Origin of the sequence: Tissierella pigra, assembly GCF_018917845.1 — a bacterium.
GTDB classification, from domain to species: Bacteria; Bacillota; Clostridia; order Tissierellales; family Tissierellaceae; genus Tissierella; species Tissierella pigra.
In genome coordinates, this window is record NZ_JAHLPJ010000001.1 from 3,314,225 (window position 1) to 3,333,332 (window position 19,108).

14 protein-coding genes are annotated in these 19,108 nt (G+C 31.3%); all 14 read right to left on the minus strand.

Annotated elements, in window-relative coordinates; genetic code table 11:
* Positions 1-10: 10 nt before the first annotated feature.
* The 14 genes from KQI41_RS16180 to murI all read right to left on the minus strand — a co-directional run bounded on the left by KQI41_RS16180 (position 11) and on the right by murI (position 19,028).
* Positions 11-1,381, minus strand: coding sequence for a hypothetical protein (locus KQI41_RS16180; protein ID WP_216585711.1), 1,371 nt, complete (start codon positions 1,379-1,381; stop codon positions 11-13).
* A gap of 97 nt (positions 1,382-1,478) precedes the next feature.
* Positions 1,479-2,231, minus strand: coding sequence for a hypothetical protein (locus KQI41_RS16185; RefSeq protein WP_216585712.1), 753 nt, complete (start codon positions 2,229-2,231; stop codon positions 1,479-1,481).
* Positions 2,221-3,378, minus strand: coding sequence for an AAA family ATPase (locus KQI41_RS16190; protein ID WP_216585713.1), 1,158 nt, complete (start codon positions 3,376-3,378; stop codon positions 2,221-2,223). Before KQI41_RS16190 ends, KQI41_RS16185 begins: the two co-directional genes overlap by 11 nt.
* Positions 3,379-3,545: 167 nt before the next feature.
* Complete coding sequence (locus KQI41_RS16195; RefSeq protein WP_216585714.1) at positions 3,546-4,646, minus strand: S41 family peptidase; 1,101 nt, start codon at positions 4,644-4,646, stop codon at positions 3,546-3,548.
* 27 nt (positions 4,647-4,673) lie between these two features.
* The gene (locus KQI41_RS16200) at positions 4,674-7,085 is read right to left on the minus strand and encodes a sulfatase-like hydrolase/transferase (protein WP_216585715.1); all 2,412 of its coding nucleotides are present in this window, start codon (positions 7,083-7,085) and stop codon (positions 4,674-4,676) included.
* Positions 7,086-7,136: 51 nt separating this feature from the next.
* Positions 7,137-8,921 carry an LTA synthase family protein gene (locus KQI41_RS16205; protein WP_216585716.1) on the minus strand — a complete coding sequence of 595 codons (1,785 nt, stop codon included), beginning with the start codon at positions 8,919-8,921 and terminating at the stop codon, positions 7,137-7,139.
* A 122-nt stretch (positions 8,922-9,043) separates the two neighbouring features.
* Positions 9,044-9,802 carry a lysine 5,6-aminomutase subunit beta gene (gene kamE, locus KQI41_RS16210; protein WP_216585717.1) on the minus strand — a complete coding sequence of 253 codons (759 nt, stop codon included), beginning with the start codon at positions 9,800-9,802 and terminating at the stop codon, positions 9,044-9,046.
* Positions 9,802-11,355, minus strand: a complete 1,554-nt coding sequence (gene kamD / locus KQI41_RS16215; protein WP_154439033.1) for a lysine 5,6-aminomutase subunit alpha — start codon at positions 11,353-11,355, stop codon at positions 9,802-9,804. The genes kamE and kamD overlap by 1 nt, the downstream gene beginning before the upstream one ends.
* Positions 11,356-11,380: 25 nt before the next feature.
* The gene (gene kamC / locus KQI41_RS16220; RefSeq protein ID WP_216585718.1) at positions 11,381-13,003 is read right to left on the minus strand and encodes a lysine 5,6-aminomutase reactivase ATPase KamC; all 1,623 of its coding nucleotides are present in this window, start codon (positions 13,001-13,003) and stop codon (positions 11,381-11,383) included.
* On the minus strand, positions 13,004-14,032 hold the full coding sequence (gene kamB, locus KQI41_RS16225) for a lysine 5,6-aminomutase reactivase subunit KamB (protein WP_216585719.1): 1,029 nt from the start codon (positions 14,030-14,032) through the stop codon (positions 13,004-13,006).
* A gap of 71 nt (positions 14,033-14,103) precedes the next feature.
* Entirely contained in the window at positions 14,104-15,354 is a 1,251-nt protein-coding gene (gene kamA, locus KQI41_RS16230; protein WP_216585720.1) for a lysine 2,3-aminomutase, read from the minus strand.
* Positions 15,355-15,442: 88 nt separating this feature from the next.
* Positions 15,443-16,480, minus strand: a complete 1,038-nt coding sequence (gene kdd, locus KQI41_RS16235; RefSeq protein ID WP_154439029.1) for an L-erythro-3,5-diaminohexanoate dehydrogenase — start codon at positions 16,478-16,480, stop codon at positions 15,443-15,445.
* Positions 16,481-16,748: 268 nt separating this feature from the next.
* Positions 16,749-18,131 (minus strand): sigma-54 interaction domain-containing protein, encoded by a 1,383-nt coding sequence (locus KQI41_RS16240; RefSeq protein WP_216585721.1) that lies wholly within the window; start codon positions 18,129-18,131, stop codon positions 16,749-16,751.
* 93 nt (positions 18,132-18,224) lie between these two features.
* On the minus strand, positions 18,225-19,028 hold the full coding sequence (gene murI, locus KQI41_RS16245) for a glutamate racemase (RefSeq protein ID WP_216585722.1): 804 nt from the start codon (positions 19,026-19,028) through the stop codon (positions 18,225-18,227).
* Positions 19,029-19,108: the final 80 nt, after the last annotated feature.

The window sequence follows — 19,108 nt, forward strand, 5'->3', positions numbered from 1 at the left end:
CTTCTCCCCCCTATTCTACTACTACAAAGATGCCTGGTCGATTGGTTATTCCTTTTACTTTTCCATCTATGAATTCCGTTGTAGATACTATTTCTTCAAATATCCTTAGTTCTTCATCGTATCTTAATATTTTTAGTCTTCTTCCATCTGATTCAAAATATGGTATTTCTATGGTTAAACCAGCAAAATCAAAGTTATTGCCTGATACTTCTATGAAATTGGATTTTATATTTTTATCTATTAATTTTTTCTTTAAAATATCTGCTATACTTTGTTCTACTCTGCCTACTCTAAAGTTTATATTTTTTTCATCTGTACTTCCATAGAGCTTTGGACTTTTTATGGATACATTTGTCCATTTGGACTTTAGTACCAATTCTCCTAAATTACTACTCCATGAAGTGGGATATTCTATGTTCCTTACCCATGTATTGTTCCCCATTAGTTCATCTAGGTTTATTTCTAAATAATATTTATCTAATTCCCTAGATTTAAGCTCCAATGTATCCTTACTTGAGTTTAAATCTCCCTTTACTATACCATAGCTACTATTTTGGATTATTTTATATTCTTGATTTGGTATGTAGTCTCCTTCTTCTACTACTGAAAGTACTCCATATACCATAAAGGTATCATAATCTCTCCCATTGCTTATTATTATATCGTACAATCCTACTGGTAATCCTCTCCTTGGCAAGTATATATATAGTTGTTCATCATATACAGATACTCTGTCTGGACTATATATTCTACCTGTAGAGGCTCTGAACTCTACATAAGTATTTTCATGAAACATAGAACCATCTATAACCATTGGGTAACGCCAATCATATGATTCCACTATTGAGCCTTCATATAGCCTCTCAGCCTTTGGAAAATAATTTGTACTAAAGGACCATCTGTATTCTGTGTTTCCAGTTTTCTCTATATCAGTACTATCTCCAATTATACTTTCTGGAATATATCCGTTATATATCTGATTATCTTTTAACTTTTCTCTTAAAGGTATATAGATTGTCAGCTCTTTTTTATCTTTATTTTCTTTAATATTCATTTCTTTATTGCTATCCACCATATTTTCACTTTCGCCCTTTATGCTTAAGGTAACCCCTTGTGGATATTTATTTAGAGGTTTTATCCCACTTTCTATATTATTAAATACTACTGTAAGATAATATCCTTCTATATATTCTCCAGCTGTTTCCGTGGGAAATCTTTCAAATAAATTCTCTGGATTAAGATATTTTTGTTCATATCCTGGTGTAGTGCTTATAACTTTTGGTCTAGGCTTTTCTGTATTATTTGCACTTCCATGTACATCTAATGAAAATCCTCCTATTATTAAAATCATTGCTACAATTACACTAAATATCTTTCTCATTCCGATTCCCCCTAATCATGATAATTCCTCATATATATATATCGACAAAATCTGTTAAATCTTAAATAGAAAAAAGCCATAACTCTTATGGCTTAAATCATTGTATTTCAATTATTCCAAGTTGGATAAATGCTACTGACAGTAGGCTAACCAGCTTATATTTTGCATGAGATTCGAAATACTTTTCTTGTTTTAAAAAAATCTTGGAATTTACTTCTCCAAAATAATCAATATCTGTTTGAACTCTTTCCTCCTCTAAATACTTCATCAGTTCACGTGCTGCTTTTTCTATAGTACTTTCACTTACCATATTAAATTGTATCTGTTTATTAGCAGTTATATAATCTTTCACATCCTTCCCCAAAGAAAACTCCATATTATGAGAGTCTTCAATGAAGTTTGAAACTGTATAAGCTTCAATTGAAGGATAGCTTAACAATAATAATCCACCCATTAATTCATCATTTTCATATGGATTTTTTAGGCTATTTAATAGCCCTACGATTAAATTAGTATCTACATTAGACTTTGGATCTCTATCAAATAAATAATAAACGGCAGATCTATCTACTGGAAAACTATATTTAGTTACTAATTCTGCAATAACGTCATCTAAATAATCATTTTCATCAAGTATATCGGATATATTTGACTGTTCTGTATTAATCACTGCTATTTTAGAGGAGTGTTTATTTTTATTTTGGAAGAATTTAGCCCTACTTCTTCGTTTTTCAATATACTCATATCCCAAAACATCACAAAAAATTCTTCTTAATAAAGAGAATTCTGTCCTTGCTCCTTCAACTATAAATAGTACTCTACCAATACTTTTATCTTTATTAATCTTCATTATATCCAGGCAACCCTTCGAATACTCCACTTAAATACATTTTTTCCATGTTTTGGGCCATTCTAGGCTGTTCATCGGAAAATCTTTTTACCCAACTTCCTTCTGAGCCATTAAAGTTTACTGAATATATCTGGTCAGGTCTCATAATTGAAGTTGAAAGTAAATTAGTTGAGTGTGAAACAAATAAAATCTGCGAGGAATTCGATTCCCTCATAAAATATCGAATTAATAATTCTTCCAGCTCATTATGAAATCCACTGGAAAACTCATCAACAAGAAGCATACCTTCTTTATTAACTAAGGTCAGAAATGCAGGAAGAATATTTAAAAGTGTTCTATTCCCCAAAGACTCTTCATTAAATGGAATTGGAGCATCAATACCTTTCCTCCTAAAGAAAATCATCTTTTCTTCATCTTTTCCTATTTGGATCGTAATCTTATGATTTTTGTCTTCTTTTGAATAGTTAATATTTTGGTTGAATTTATATTTATCAAAGAAACGATTAATATCTTTTGTTCCATTGGATTTTAGATAGTTGCTTAGCCCTATATCTTCTTTCCCATATGAAATTACATTTTTTTCAAAAGCATCAATATATATGGAATTCTGCAAGAAATCAAACCAGGCTTTTAGAATATTATTTCCAGCAAACTTGGTGTTAAAATATAATGTCCTAAGAAATAACGTATCTTTGCTTAAGTCATTTTCATCATAAATCATTTCTTTTTCTCCATTTATATAAGACTTTGCATTAGTACCAATTCTTTCTAAAATTATTTTATCGTCTAAATAAAGGGTTTCACAAATAAGTCCCCTTGATGGATTGTGTTTTATAAAGTATCTAATTTTACTTTCCTCTACTGAAAAATAATAATCAATTGAGAAATCATTTTCCTTAGAAAAAAGGCATAGAAACAATCCTGAATTAATTTCTCTTTCCTTAAATAATAAATCCAATAATAGTTTAATAGCCAGTATAATATTGGATTTTCCCGATGCATTAGCTCCAACAAACAAACATCCTTTTATAATCCCATTATCTGAAACATTCGTATCCGTAAGAAATCTATAGTTTGTCTTTGTAAAATCTATCTCTGTTTTATTTTTAAATGATTTGAAATTATTCAAAATTATTTTTGATAACATACATATCATCTCCTTAAGCTTATTATATCATTATATATTTATTATGTGTAATTTTTTTACGAGTTATGATATATTTGTTGTATTTTTTTTATATTCAGTTTATTTAATTATTTTTTCTATCATCTTAATTATGGACAAAAAAATACGAGAGGGTGCAGGCACCTTCTCTATTTTAATATTTCTATTGCTTTATTTAATTGTAAGTCCTTATCTGTATTCTCTACTTTTATATCTGGCTCTATTCCTTTGCCGTGGATAGATATTTTATTTGGTGTTAGATATTCTGCTGTAGTCATTTTTATAATACTGCCATCATCTACAGGCATTAGAGTTTGAACTATTCCTTTGCCAAAGGTTTTTGTACCTATTAATGTTCCTGCTTTTCTATCCTTGATTGCTCCTGCTACAATTTCTGAGGCTGATGCTGAATTTTCATTTACTAGTACTGCCAATTTATATTTAGATTTTTCCAAGGTAGATACATGGGTTAATAGTGCTTTGTTTTTTTCTTTTATATGAACCACATCTCCTTTTGGTACAAATAAGTTAGATATGGTTACTGCTTCACTAAGCTGTCCACCTGGATTATCCCTAAGGTCTAAGATTACCTTTGTGATTTTCTTATTATCAAATTCATTTAGTGCTTTCTTTGTTTCTACAGTGGTTTGAGAATTAAATTCCTCTATTTTTATATATCCTATTTTCTCCTTTAGAATTTCCGATTTTACAGGACTTATTTCTATAATATCTCTTTTTATATTAAAGGTTAAAACTTCACTGCCTCTTTTAATTCCAAGTTTTACTGCTGTACCTTTTTCTCCTTGAATCATAGAGGATACTTTTTCTAGTGGTAAATTTTTTATATCCATATTATCTACAGATACAATAAGATCGTTTTCCTTTATACCTGCCTTTTGTGCTGGTTGATCCTTTAATGTGTTTTTTATATTTATATATCCTTCTTTTTCTTCTATGGTTACACCTATACCTCCAAAGGTGCCAAATAAATTCTTATATATAATTTCTGCTTCTTCTGAATTATAATAGTCACTATAAGGGTCTAAAGAACCTAACATTCCCTTTAGTGCTCCTTCAATTAATTTATCCTCATCTATTTCAAAGGGGTACTTTTCCTGTATATAATCCAATACGTCTACAAAGAAAAGTAAATTTGCTTCTTTTTCTTCATATGTGCTTTGTGATTCTCCCCATACAGTACTTGGTATTAACAAGGTTAAGATTAGTAGAAATGCTATTGTCTTTTTCATATATACCTCCCAAAATTAGTATTCTATTTATTTTATAAAGCCTCCAAAAATTCCCTTTCTTTGTAATTTTTTAAGTTCCCTTTCATTGGTTATGCTGTCTAAGTAAGGATTGACTCCCAGCTCCCTAATTTTCTTTACTAAATCTGATTGTAATTGTGGTTCAGACATTGTCACCCCAAAGTTAGGGTATCTCCTTAGGAAATCTATAATTTCATTTTCATTATAGTCCCCACTACTTATATCCAATATTACATTTCTAAAGCCCATATATGATACAGGTATATAGTGGTCAAAATATTTTATTTCTGGTATAAATCTATATCTAAATTCCTCATATTCTTCTTTTAATTTTACAAATATATCTTCATTTTCTTCCATAGTTCTTAGGACTATATATACATCTTCTTTTTTTCTCACCCATTTTGCCAAATCAGCCATTGTTATTTTGGATGTATTGTTTTTTATGATTATTGTGTCTTCATCTTCCCATTCTAAGGTAAGAGCCAAAAGCCTATACCCCTTATTGTAATCTTCCTCTAAGTCCTCAATTGAACCGTAATCACCTGCTTTTATCAACTCCTTATTTTCTATCTGAATATCCTCCAGTTGCTCCAGATTTATCTGTCCGTTGTTTTCCATATAGATTTTTAATATATCCTTCTTTAAAATAAATTCTGACTTGTTTATTTCTTCTATTGCTTTTTCATATTGTTCTCTAAACTGTTCTACTTCTACTTCTTTTCCAGTTTTCTTGTTTACGGCTCTGCTATGTTCAAATATACCATCTCTAGATACGACAAATAGTGTATCTTTATCTATAAAGGACCCTTTTAACATATATGTCTGTGGAGCTACAAAATTATTGCCTGTGTAATTTGTCAAATCTCTGCCGAATACTAAGCCCTTTTCATTTTTATACCCCATAATATTCATAATAGTCGGGTAAAAATCCAAGGGACTGCCTACTGTGGATATGGTCTCTTTAATTGTTTCTCCTGGTATATTGATAATCAATGGTATATTCATCATAGTATCAAAATCATAGTGCTGTCCTAGAAATTCTGACATCATATCTTGTACTTCTTTTTGAGTACTGGATATAGCAAAATGGTCGCCATATAGTGCTATTACACTTTCTTCATATATTCCAGTTTCTTTCAAGTTCTCAATAAATTCTCCTATATATTTATCTGTATAATGTATAGATTGCAAATAATTACCTAATAAAGTATCTTTATGCTTCTCGTTTAAATTTAGTCCATGATATTCTTCAGACATTTTATATGGAGCATGGGAGGTTAAAGTTATCAAAAAGGCATAAAAAGGGTTTTCATCCATATTATCCATTTCTTTTATATATTCTATTGATTGTTTTAAAAAATCTTCATCTCTTAGTCCAAAACCTATTGTTTCTTCAAATTCATAGTCCTCTTCAGATATAAATCTTTGAAACCCCTGTGCAATATATGCCTTTTCTCTATTCCAAAACTCCTTCTTATAACCGTGCATTGCCCAGGCAGTATATCCATTGTCTCGAAGAAGCCAAGGCAATCCATAGAATTTATTGTTTTCATACTGTACATAACTTGGCTCTTCCATGGAAGGATACATGGAGTTATGTGATACAAACTCTGCATCAGATGTGTTTCCTCTTCCTATTAATTGATAATATTTGTCATAGTATACTGAAGAACTATCCTTTATAAGTTTGTTTAGATTTGGCGTAACTTCTTGTCCTTCATATTCCATATTAATTACAAAATTTTGTAAGGACTCAACTTGCAATACTATTAGATTCCTATCTTTGCCTAAACTAGATAATTTCCCTTCTTGTATTTCTGTTCTATTTTTCAACTCATTTATATCTTCTTCTGTTAATCTAGTATTTACCTCTTTGGAAAAGACTTTACTCATGTTATTTACCACATCTATAGCATGAAAAGAATAAAATTCTTGTGCCTTTATAGATTGATTTTGGTCTGTAATATTTACATATATTACAGCTAATGCTAAAATTCCTAATATTATATAGGTTCTTACCTTTTTCAATACAGGGCACTTTACTTTATCTATTTTATATAAAAATATAAGTATCAATATAGGTATATCTAATATCAATAGTAAGTTTTTTATATCTACTAAGTACTTTATACTATCTCCCACTGCGGTCAATTGCTTAGTTTGACTTAGCATAGCCACTGATGGTAAAGATGCAAACTGCATATAATAAATTACATCAACAAACATTATAAAAGATATTAAACTATAAAATATTATTATAATTCCATTTTTATACTTGAGTTTAGTTTGGTCTATTAAAGATATAATTAACAATGTAATCATATATGTAATTAAAAATATTGATAATTGATTGAATTCCACTGTAGTAATGTTCATATACAAAATTGTTTTTAATATAAATAAAATTGATAATGTCATTTTTACCTCCTGATAAGCAAGATGTTAAAAGGGAAAATCCCTTTTAACACCTTATTTCTTAAAATCATGACTATAGTAATACTCTTTGTTTTTAAAGTCTTCCCAAAGCTTTTTATTTTCTTCTGATAACTCTTTTTTATATTCTCCATTTTCCTTGAAGAAAAGTTGGTGAACTACATCTATATTTTCTTTTAGTTTTACTATTTCCTGCATATATTCATTTCCTTCCCAGTCTAGATACTGAAATAGTTCTGCCATTAGGAAGTTTGGACTTATGTCATTTCCTCTGCCTTGAAAATCCTTTTGCAAAACCTCCTTTGCACTATTATTTCCCCATATCAAATAAGGAGTCTCATAGTAATTTTCAAATCCTTCTACAGTGGATAAATCTAAGTTTATATCCATCATGGTATATCCTGAGTTTTCTTTTCCAAGCCAAGGGTTATGGTCTCCAAATAAAATGATTATAGTTGGTTCTTCTTCTTTTCTAAAGTAATCAACTAAATCCTTCAAAGCCTTGTCCGTTTTATTTATTCCTGTAAAATAATTGTTTATTATATTATATAGTTTTTCATCATACTTATCTTTTTTCTTTAAATATTCCTTATCTGTATTTGCCTCTTCCGAATAAGGTCCATGGTTTTGATATGTTACTGAGAAATTGAAATAAGGTGATTTACCTTTATTTTTTTCGTATCCTTCTATTATATATTTAAAGAAATCTTCATCCCTTAGATAATCTGGGGATATATCCTTATATCTATTATCCATATGTTCAAAGTAGTCAAATCCCAAATACTCATTTGCATTTTGTCGATTATAAAATTGTCCTGTAATTGGGTGCATGGCTTCTGTCCTATAGCCTTGTTCCTTTAGATACCACACAAAGGAATTGGTTTGTTTATAATATTTAGGCTGGTTGTGAAACCCAGTTAAAAACCCTCTTTCAGTTTTTATTGTATCTCCTGCAAATATATTGGTTACTAAATTCCCATGAATAGATTCCTTTTGAATGTCATGAAAGTTTTTATATATATCTATATTTAAATCTACACCTGGAAATTTAGAGAAGTCATTATAGGCTTCTAACATAATGGCTATTATATTTACTTTTTCTTCTTCTCTTATGTCCATAGGATCAATGGAATTAAAAGCAGTTACTGCCTCTGCCTTATTGTATCCTTCAGGCTTTTGCTCTACTGCATCAAGGGAACTATAAATAAAGGGATATACGAAACCCCTTACTTGAAACTGTTGGGTCTTTATCCATATATTTATATTGGACTTATCTCCTACTTGTGCATATACTTTAGGATTAAAGTAAAATTCCTTAGATATTATTGTAGTCCCAATTATGAATATAGCCAAAAGCACTACTCTCATCTTAGAAGAATTAATCTTATAATTACAGAGAAATTTAAGAGCAATGGCAATGCCTATAAATAAAAGTATCATAATTATTATTTCTTTACTTAAACCAACATCATATTTTTTAGCCATGGTCAAGGATTCACCAAATAGTTTTAAGTCTATAAATGTAAATGGATCATCTCTATAGCTTAACTTTAACTTATTTATTATGGATAAAGTAATAAATAATAAGCTAGTAAGTGAAAAACTTGCCCAAAGCCTATTAAATATTAAATAGGCAAATACCATAAATAAAAATATAGGTAAAAAGTTCATCAGTATTAGCAGCTTGTCTGCAAAATAGGTATTCAGTAAATTAACGTCTGCCACAGCCCTTGAAAATAATAGAGTTACTGTCATTATGGATAAACTCAATATAATCATAAGAAATATGGCCATTATAGTTTGTAGTATTTTATTTTTCATTTTGTCATCTCCCATAAATATTATTTTATAATATTCAAGGTCTTAGGTCAACCAAAGCAATAACTCCGATTTTTAGTTTTAGTCACCAAAAATCGGAGTTATTGAAAAATATTGGATTTATTCTATACTAATCCTCTATTTACCATTTCTGTAACTACAAAGGTTGCCACATCTTCTGCAAAACTTCCTGTGCCAAATCCCGCATCGTAGCCTAATTCTTTTGCCAATTCGTGGCTAATTCTCGGACCTCCACAGCATAGTATTATTTTGTCTCTCATTCCTTCGGCTTCAAGTAGCTCTACTAGTTCTGTCATATTTGGTATGTGTACATCCTTTTGTGTAACTACTTGTGATACTAGGATTCCATCTGCTTTTAATTCTATTGCCTTTGCCACTAATTCTTCATTCGGAACTTGAGAACCTAGATTGTATGCGTCTACTCCTTCATATCTTTCTAGACCAAAATGTCCTGCATAGCCTTTCATGTTCATTATGGCATCTATTCCTACTGTATGGGCATCTGTACCTGTACAAGCTCCTACTATTACTACATTTCTTTTTATATTATCTTTTATATATATTTCCACTTCTTCTTTAGATAATATATCTACATCTACCTTTGGCACTTCTATTTTTGTAAAATCTACTGTATGAGTAGTTTTACCATATACTACAAAGTAAGTATATCCTACACCTAAATCCTTTGAATATACTACAGATGGTTCTTCAAAACCCATTTTTCTTGCTAATTGTCTCGCTGCTTCTGAGGCTTCGTCACCTTGAGGCACTGGAAGGGTAAATCCCATTTGTACCATTCCATCATTTAATGTATCTCCATAGGGTTTTATTTTTGTTAGATCTACTTTTTGAACTTCAGCCATTATTCTCTACCTCCTAGCATTAGCTCTACAAATGGATTAAAATAACCAGAGTCTTTCTTTGCTACTCCATCTAATCCTTTTCCGCCTGTAGGAGTTCTTTTTACTCCACCAAATTTTCCTTCTTCTATGGTTTTAAACAATCCCTCTTTCTCTATTTGAGTTAAGAGTTTTTCTGCATTTTGCAGAACTTCTTGTGCTCTGTTTTGGATTATACCATCTTTTTTAAATTCTATTTCTTCTCCAAGACTTCTTGCATTGTTGAATACATATTTTGCATTTTCTATGGACAAATATCTATCTTGTAAATGTGGTGTGTGTATGGCTTCTGTCAGCATACCTAATAGTTGAATACCTTGATTTGTCATAATGGACACCATATTAAACATAGCATTTTGTACATGACCTTTAAGTATATTTCCTGTCATAAACTTTGTAGGCGGCATATATTTCAGTGGTGCATTGGGAAATATTTCTCTAGCCATTTGTGCTTGAGCCAATTCCAATAAAAATCCGTTTTCCACATCAGGATCCATTTCAAAAGCATGGCCTAGTCCCATTTGCTCCTCTGGTATTCCTGCTTTAAGTGCAAATTGTTCATTTATAAATTGTGATGCCAATACTGTATGTGCTGCTTCTACTGCATCATCTGTAGTTAAGTAATTGTCTTCACCTGTATTTATAATAATACCTGCGAAACCATTTATCATTCTGGAGAAATATTGGTCTATTAAGGTTCTCTGCATATTTATATCTCTAAATAAGATTCCATACAGGGCATCATTTAGCATCATATCTAGTCTTTCAATGGCTCCCATAGCTGCAATTTCTGGCATACAAAGTCCTGAACAGTAGTTACATAGTCTTATATATCTTCCTACTTCTTCTCCTACTTCATCTAATGCCTCTCTCATTAGTCTAAAGTTTTCTTGAGTTGCATAAGTTCCTCCAAATCCTTCTGTAGTAGGTCCATAAGGTACATAGTCTAGAAGTGATTGTCCTGTGGTTCTAATAACTGCTACTACATCTGCTCCTTGACGAGCAGCTGCTTTAGCTTGGACTATATCTTCATATATATTTCCTGTGGCTACAATTACATACAGATATGGTTTTTCTCCTTCTCCTATGGTGTTTAAGTAATGTTGTCTTTTATTTCTATTTTCTTTAATCTTAAATACGGTTTCTTCTGCAATTTTATATATGGTTTCTTTTATCTTTCCTTCATCACTTGCCGGAAGTCTTGTTATATCGATTTCTCCTAGAGCCACTTTTTCTGCTACTTCTTGAGGTGTCAAGCCTGTTTGCACCATTGCATTTCCTATCCAATAAGCTGCCCCTCTTTCTAAGCCTCCACCTTCTTTTATATTATCTACTATAACATTTGGCAATGGTTTCTCTATTTCATCTACTCCATCTACTCCAAGAAGTCTGGTAATGGTTCTTTCTGTTGCTGTTGTAGTGTGTTCATCGATAAATTTTTGTGTCTCACTTGCAATATTTTTAGCAGCATTTCGACAACTTTCTATTAAACTTTGATCGAGATTAAGTTTGCTCATTTAATTCACTCCCTCTTTTTTTAGTTCAACTACTGATATATCTTTCTGCTATTTTAAGTATTTTTTCATCTAATCCCATTATTCTAGCTATATTTAGTGCATCTTTGGGAACTGGTGCATTTTTTGCTACTACTCTTAAACGATAATCCATATATTTGTTGATTATCTGCATTTTTTTATCTGCATCTAGTTCTTCTGCTAAGTCAAATATATTTATTTTTGATAAGCCTATTACTTGAAGATGAACTACTCTTTCTAAATTGGCTATATTATCATAGTGTGTAGTCAAAAGGCTTATGAGTCTCTTATCTTTTAAGTAACTAACTATTGCCTTTGATATGGCATAGCCTTCTTCTGGATTAGTTCCCCTTGCTAATTCGTCTATTAAAATGATTCCTCTTTCATTGGCTAAATTTATAGCTTCGCTGACAGTTTTTATTTCTCCCCCAAAGGTAGATAATCCTGAATCCGCAGACTGCATATCTCCTATGGAGGTTTTTATAAATTTATTTAGTCCATATTTCATCTTTTTGGCTGGTACAAATAATCCATATTGTGCCATTGCAGATAATAGTCCTACAAGTTTTAAACTAATGGTTTTTCCACCCATATTAGCACCTGTTATACAGGTTGCTCCTTCTTTCAACTCTATAGATATAGGGGTAAATTCTAAATCCTTTTCTTTTAAAGCGTAACAAACTTTGGGATGGATTCCATCTTCAATTACTATTTTATGTTCTTGTATTATTTCTGGTTTTACTCCATTTATATCTAAAGCATATTTGGCTTTTCCTAAAATCAAATCTAGCATCCCAATACTTCTCATATTTCTAAATATTTCTTTTTTTCTTTTATTTATTTCTTGTGACAGGAATTCTCTAATTCTTAATTCTTCTTTTTCTTCCTTCCCTTTTAAAATAAGTACTTCCTGTTCTAGATTTATCATATATTCTGTTGGTTTTATGGCGAATTTTATATTTATATAGGTTTCTGATGTATAAATAAGGTAAGGATAATTTTCAACTTTTTCTATTAATTCTCTATTACTCTTTGGTATAGATAGTGATAAATCTGGTTGAAGCCTTAGTTTAAACTCCTCTTCTATTTTTTCCCTAATCTTCTTTTTCTCTATTTTGATTTCCTTATCTAGATTTCTTTTTTTCTCTCTAATAGACTTTAGCTCTTCGGAATAGTTGTCGTAGATATAAAATGTGGAAACTCCTGTTTCTTCAGGGTCTAAAAGTCTTTCTAAAGACTTTATTGGTATGATCTCTGTATTTTCATATACTTTAATATTATATTTTTTTATTATTTCATTTAAGTCTTTGACTATAAAAAGAAAGGTCTTTATTTCAAACAACTCTACTTCTGTAAGAATAAAGTCCTCCATAGTACGTTTAATGGAAGCTCTTAAATCTTTTACATGGGAAAAGATACTATCTATGGGGCTTATAATTTCTCTGTTTTCTACAACAGGAAGATAGGATTCTATTCTACCTAGTTCCTCTATTAATTTCTTTTCTTCTCCTATTTCAAAGGCTTTTAGTCTATTTTTATACATTTTCCCGTAAGGTGTAAGGGTTTTTATATTGTTTAGAATATATCTAAATTCTAAGGTTTCTATGGTTTTTTCATCCATGAATTCCATTTACTCACCACCTAATACTAAATCCATTACTGGTATTTTAGTTATGTAAGATTTCATTTTAGATAGAAATTCCCTTGGCTCAAAATAGTAACCTGCTGGAGCATAAGGGTTTAGTGTAATACATATTAAGTTTACAGGATCCAATACCTTTACTCTTACACCTGCATGTAGAAACACCAGCCAATCCTTTGGATTTATAAATATTTTAGTTCCATCACGAATTACTATATCTATATTTTTATATCGTCTCGTAGTTCTTCTCAAATCCTCTATGGTCTTTTTCACTAAAGAACCTGGAATCACTAAATATCTTGAGTTATCTCTTAGATAATCTCCTATGATATGCCCTCCATTTAAAGCAGTTTTTAAAGGAATATTTGTTACTTTTTTATTTTCATCTATGACTGCTATTTCATTGTTGTCCATTAATTTTCTTATGATATTTCTGACTTTCATATCTTCTACTACGGGAAGGCTCAAAGTGTTTACTGTATGGATTGTTTCTTCTATGACTTTATTTATATCACGAGATAATACTGCTCCTGTAGCTAATATGGTAGCTTCTGATATAGCCGGGGCTGCTTGAGATAACCTATCTAAAGCTCCGTCTATAATGACAAATTTTGCACCTAAGTTTAACATAATATCTGATACATTTTTTATTTCAGAAAGAAGCTGAGGGCCTGCTACTTCAACATAACCCTCATCTTTTACTCTACCTATGACTATTTCACCTAAAGGCGTTCTATATTCTGTTACTGTAAGTATTTCAATAGTAGCATCTCCTAAACCAATCATTCCTGTAGATGTAGCAATCAGTGTACCTGCTTCTACATAGATACGAGGCTTCTCAGTTTCTGTAACGATGTCTAAAGATTCTCCATCTCTACCTATGGAGGTAATTCCTATGGTCACTCCCTGTTCGACAGCCTCTCCTATTAAATGATTAAGTGTAACAGTCTTTCCACTATTTTTAGCCATACCCACTATAGATATTGTTTTATATTTACCATTTATAAACTCTAACATAAGATGCTCCTTTCAGTGGCAAATTTTGAATTGTTTATGGTTTTAATTCAAAATTCACAAGTGGAAACATCCTAGTGTTTCCTATTATGTCTCTCCAAATCACTTGGTTCCATGGATTTTACTTCGTTACCTTGTAAAAGTTCTGCTACTCCTGTGATTTTTCCTTGTCTTTCCCCTTTACATACAGGACAATCGCATGGTTCTTCTATGATTTGTGGTTCTGTATATGTTGTAATAATTCCTTCGTAGTTTCTTAGCACTACTTTAGTTGGTGATTGGGAGATAATATATTGAGGCATTACTGGAGTCTTTCCTCCACCACCTGGTGCATCTACTACAAATGTAGGTACTGCATAGCCTGATGTATGACCTCTTAGGGCTTCTATTATTTCAATACCTTTAGATACTTTGGTTCTAAAGTGTTCAATTCCCATGGAAAGGTCACATTGATAGATATAATAAGGTCTTACTCTCATTTTAACTAATCCATGTACCAAATCCTTCATTATATGTGGACAATCATTGATTCCTCTAAGTAATACAGATTGATTTCCTAAAGGGATACCTGCATTTGCTAATCTCTCACAGGCAGCTTTTGATTCAGCAGTTATTTCTTTTGGATGATTAAAGTGGGTATTTAACCATATTGGATGGTATTTTTTCAACATATTTACTAGATCATCTGTAATTCTTTGTGGAAGTACTACTGGCGTACGACTTCCTAGTCTTACTATTTCCACATGTGGAATTTCTCTTAATTTTGAGATAATATATTCTAAAACATCATCAGATACTAATAAACAGTCTCCCCCTGACAATAACACATCTCTTACTTCAGGTGTATTTCTTATATATTCTATACAGGCATCTATTCTGTCTCTTGGTACTCCTGTGTCTTTCTGTCCTGCAAATCTTCTTCTAGTACAATGTCTGCAATACATTGAACATTGATCTGTAATTAAAAACAATACTCTATCTGGGTATCTATGAGTTAATCCTGGTACTGGTGAATCTTCATCTTCATGTAGTGGGTCTTCTAGGTCTGAATCGCTAATATGAGTTTCCATTATTGTTGGTACTGCCTGCATTCTCACTGGACAATGAGGATCATCTGGGTCCATTAGTGAAGCATAATATGGTGTAATTCCTACTCTAAATTTTTCAAGTACAGCACCTATATTCTTTTCTTCTTCTTCTGTTATATTGATTATTTTTTTTAAAGTATCTACATCAGAAATTCTATTTCTAACTTGCCAACGCCAGTCATTCCATTCTTCCTCGCTAACATCTTTCCAAAGTTCAATTTCATTATACCTTCTCAAGATAAGTCCCCCTTATTTTTAGTTAATAACTAATAGTGAATGGTGAAAAGTGAACAGCAACTATTCACTTTTCACTATTAACTGTTTTTTAGGCATAAAGTTCTGTAAATATTTTTCTTAATTCTTCTGATTCTCTCATTAGTTCTAATGATATTGCTGCATGGTCTTTTGTATATCCGTTTCCTACTATCATAGTTACGTCTTTACCTACTCCTTCTGCTCCTAAAGCAGCCTTTGTAAAGCTTGTTGCCATACTGAAGAAGTAAACTATTCCCCTATCCTTGCAAATTAAAATACTTGACATTTCTGTATTTGGGATATTTACTGTATTGATTACTATATCTGCCATTTCTCCATTAGTAGCTTCTTTTACTTTTTCTAAGATTTCTACTGCATCTGTTGCATTGGCTTTTATATATACATCTGCTAAGTTTGAATCTTTACATCTTTGTAAAGTAGTGTCCCTTGAGCCAATACAAATAACTTTTCCTGTAACTCCTGCTCTCTTTTTCGCTTCGTATAGGCAAAGCATACCTGATTTTCCTGTTCCTCCTATAACTACTACAGTATCTCCTGGTTTAACTAGTTTCGCTGTTTGTGCTGGTGCTCCTGCTACGTCTAATACTGATAGTGCTAAGTTTTCTGGCATATCTGATGGAATAACTGCATAAATTCCTGATTCAAATAATATTGCCTTACCTACTATATCAACTTGGTCTACATCTTTTCTTATTTCTTTAAATTCATCTATTCTAAGAGGTGTTAAAGATAAAGAAACTAAAGTAGCTATTTTATCTCCTACTTTAAGGTCAGTTTTTCCTTCTAAAGCTGGTCCTATTTTTTCCACTGTACCTATTAACATTCCACCTGATCCTGTAACTGGATTTTGGTGCTTTCCTCTTTCTGCCACTATGCCTTTCATTATTTTCTTGATTTCTTCTATATCTCCATTAGCCTGTTCTTTTATTTGTGTAAAACTTGCTGAATCTACATTAAGTGTTTGAACATCTATAAGTATTTCGTTGTCATAAATCTCCATATCATTGTCAATTTTTAATGCTGGTTGTGGTAAAACTCCCTTTGGTTCAATAACTCTATGCGTTCCGTATGGACATCCTTTTTTCATTTTACATTCCTCCCAGTATATTGTTAAAAATTTATTTATAATTATATAATGCAAAAGATATGCCAACTATTTGTTGACAAATTTTGAATTGTGAATTTTGAATTGTAAATTAAGTATTTTGGTGAATTTAACTAGATTTGAGAGATTCAGTATAAATTTTTTATAAAGAAAATAAAGTATTTTCTGCCAAAGAAGTGTTTATCATATAAAAATCTGCCCATTTTTCGGCAAAGCTAACTCATAATTATATAAAATACAAAGGTTGAAGTTAAAGCTTCAACCTTTGTATTTTATACTGCAAAGTTTGCCTTGGTATTCCTAGTATTTCTGCTGTTTTAGTTATATTATTATCTGTTTTTCCTAAGGCTTCTTTTATTATTTCTTTTTCCGTTGTTTCTAAAATCTCTGTAAGGGATAGATTTTGTATGGTTTCTTTTTTATATTTCTTGAATTTATATGGTAGGTCTTCTACTTCTAATATTTTTTTATCTGATATGCCAATTATTCCTTCTAGTAAATGTTCCAGTTCTCGTACATTTCCACTCCAGTCATAATTATTGAATATGTTCAAGACTTCATTAGATATATTCTCTACTTTTTTATCAAATTTTTTATTGAACTTATTTATAAAGTAATTTACTAAAATTGGAATATCTCCTTTTCTTTCCCTCAATGGTGGGATTTCAAGAGACAATACATTTAGTCTATAGTATAGATCTTTTCTTATTTGTCTTTTTTCTATTGCTTCCTCTGGAGGAATATTAGTTGCTGCTATTATTCTAACGTCAACTTTTATAGTATTTGTAGCTCCAACTCTTCTTATATTCCCATCCTGCAATACTCTTAAAAGCTTTGACTGAAGTTCTAAGGGCATGGAGTTAATTTCATCTAAAAAAAGAGTTCCACCATGGGCCAATTCAAATAATCCTGGTCTATCTTCTGCTCCTGTAAATCCTCCTTTTATGGTTCCAAATAGAATTCCTTCAAGAAGATTTGCAGGTAATGCCGCACAGTTTTGTGTAATAAAAGGCTTAGAGCTTCTATGGCTTACATTGTGAATAGAATGGACAAACAATTCCTTTCCTGTACCTGTATCTCCAGATACTAATACTGATATATCTGATTCCCCTGCCTTCAACACAATGGATTTTAGCCTCAAAATTTCTTTATCTTCTCCTATAATATCCAATAATGTGTATTCTGCTGATTCATTTGTTTTCTTTGTAGAAGGTTTCTGCTTCTTATTATATAATTTATCTTGAAGCTCAACTATTTTTTCTGACATCTGTCTAACTGTGGTTATATCCTTGGATATTTCTAAGGCTCCTACTATTCGTCCTTTAGATTTAATTGGAATAGATGTATTTATAGTTGTGATCTTTTCTCCTTTATAGTTGATAAAAGTTTGCTCTTTCTTATATAGAGGCTCTCCAGTACGGATTACTGTTAAAAGGGTACTGGTTTCATCAGTCAAAGATGGGTATACTTCCAGTAAGTGTCTGCCTATGACTTTTTCTCTGTCTATTCCATCTATTCCTTGTGCAAACTTATTATAATACACTATTATACCGTTTTTATCTATGATATGTAGTCCTTCCTCTAGGTAATCTAAAATATCCAATACATTTTCCCTAAAAAATAAGTCTTTCATAGAATCCTCCTTAGCGCTTAATATTTGGCATCTATTGCCTAAAATTAGGCGGTTCTCCGCCTAATTTAGTGAATAGGAAATAACTATTCACTATTAATTGCCTAATACTACTTTTTCAACTACATCTATTTCTCTTCTAATAATATTTCCGCCTATTCTTTGGAATTTACTTGGAGCATCACTTACATAGTATCTATAAGTTCCACCATCTATTTTCTCATTTAGTAATCCTTCTTCTTTTAATATATTTTTAGTAAGCTTTGCAGTTTCGTAAGCTGGATTTACTAGAGTTACTTTTTCTCCTAATATTTTCCCTATGGTATATCTTAAGGTAGGATAGTGAGTACATCCCAATACTAAAGTATCTATATTGTGTTCTTTTAAATCCAATAAATATTTTCTCGCAGCCAATTCAGCTACATCTGAATTTTCCCAGCCTTCTTCTACTATAGGCACGAATAATGGGCAGGACACCCCTATGATTTCTGCTGTAGGTAATATCTTCCTTACTTTTTTTTGATATGCACCAGAATTTATAGTTCCTTCTGTACCTATTATACCTATGGTATTGTTCTTACTGCACCCTGCAGCAGCCTTAGCTCCAGGCTCTACTACTCCTATAATTGGAACACTAAACTTAGCTTGTGCTTCTTCCATTGCCAAAGCTGAAGCTGTATTACATGCTATGACAATTGCTTTTATATCCTTAGTCATTAAAAAATCAAATGACTCTATTACATATTTTATTACAGTTTCCTTTGATCTAGAGCCATAGGGTATCCTTGCTGTATCACCAAAATATACTATATCTTCACCTGGTAATTGTTCCATTATTTCTTTAAGTACAGTAAGTCCACCAATTCCAGAATCAAATACTCCTATTGGTCTGTTGTCCATGAAAACACTCCTTTAACTATCTTCTATCTCTATTATACTTATTTATTAGCAAAAAGAGAACATATTAAATATGTTCTCTT